1 rRNA gene is annotated in these 1,198 nt (G+C 53.3%); it reads right to left on the bottom strand.

Features of this window, described 5'->3' with window-relative positions:
• A 23S ribosomal RNA gene (locus tag ACWKXX_RS22535) occupies positions 1–1,194 on the bottom strand; the annotation flags it as partial.
• Positions 1,195–1,198: the final 4 nt, after the last annotated feature.

Below are 1,198 nucleotides of genomic sequence, written 5' to 3'. Positions count from 1 at the left end.
CGCTCCCCTACCCAACAACACATAGTGTCGCTGCCGCAGCTTCGGTGCATGGTTTAGCCCCGTTACATCTTCCGCGCAGGCCGACTCGACCAGTGAGCTATTACGCTTTCTTTAAATGATGGCTGCTTCTAAGCCAACATCCTGGCTGTCTGTGCCTTCCCACATCGTTTCCCACTTAACCATGACTTTGGGACCTTAGCTGGCGGTCTGGGTTGTTTCCCTCTTCACGACGGACGTTAGCACCCGCCGTGTGTCTCCCGTGATAACATTCTTCGGTATTCGTAGTTTGCATCGGGTTGGTAAGCCGGGATGGCCCCCTAGCCGAAACAGTGCTCTACCCCCGAAGATGAGTTCACGAGGCGCTACCTAAATAGCTTTCGGGGAGAACCAGCTATCTCCCGGTTTGATTGGCCTTTCACCCCCAGCCACAGGTCATCCGCTAATTTTTCAACATTAGTCGGTTCGGTCCTCCAGTTAGTGTTACCCAACCTTCAACCTGCCCATGGCTAGATCACCGGGTTTCGGGTCTATACCCTGCAACTTAACGCCCAGTTAAGACTCGGTTTCCCTTCGGCTCCCCTATACGGTTAACCTTGCTACAGAATATAAGTCGCTGACCCATTATACAAAAGGTACGCAGTCACCCCATAAAGAGGCTCCCACTGCTTGTACGTACACGGTTTCAGGTTCTTTTTCACTCCCCTCGCCGGGGTTCTTTTCGCCTTTCCCTCACGGTACTGGTTCACTATCGGTCAGTCAGGAGTATTTAGCCTTGGAGGATGGTCCCCCCATATTCAGACAGGATACCACGTGTCCCGCCCTACTCTTCGAGTTCACAGCATGTGCATTTTCGTGTACGGGACTATCACCCTGTACCGTCGGACTTTCCAGACCGTTCCACTAACACACAAGCTGATTCAGACTCCGGGCTGCTCCCCGTTCGCTCGCCGCTACTGGGGGAATCTCGGTTGATTTCTTTTCCTCGGGGTACTTAGATGTTTCAGTTCCCCCGGTTCGCCTCGTTAACCTATGTATTCAGTTAACGATAGTGCAACGGATTGCACTGGGTTTCCCCATTCGGACATCGCCGGGTCAAGGGTTCATATCACCTCGCCGGCGCTTTTCGCAGATTAGCACGTCCTTCATCGCCTCTGACTGCCAGGGCATCCACCGTGTACGCTTAGTCGCTTAACCTCAC

Source organism: Enterobacter sp. UPMP2061 (assembly GCF_053709615.1).
The sequence above is the reverse complement of the archived record's forward strand: the minus strand, read 5'-3'. Positions and strand labels throughout refer to the sequence as shown.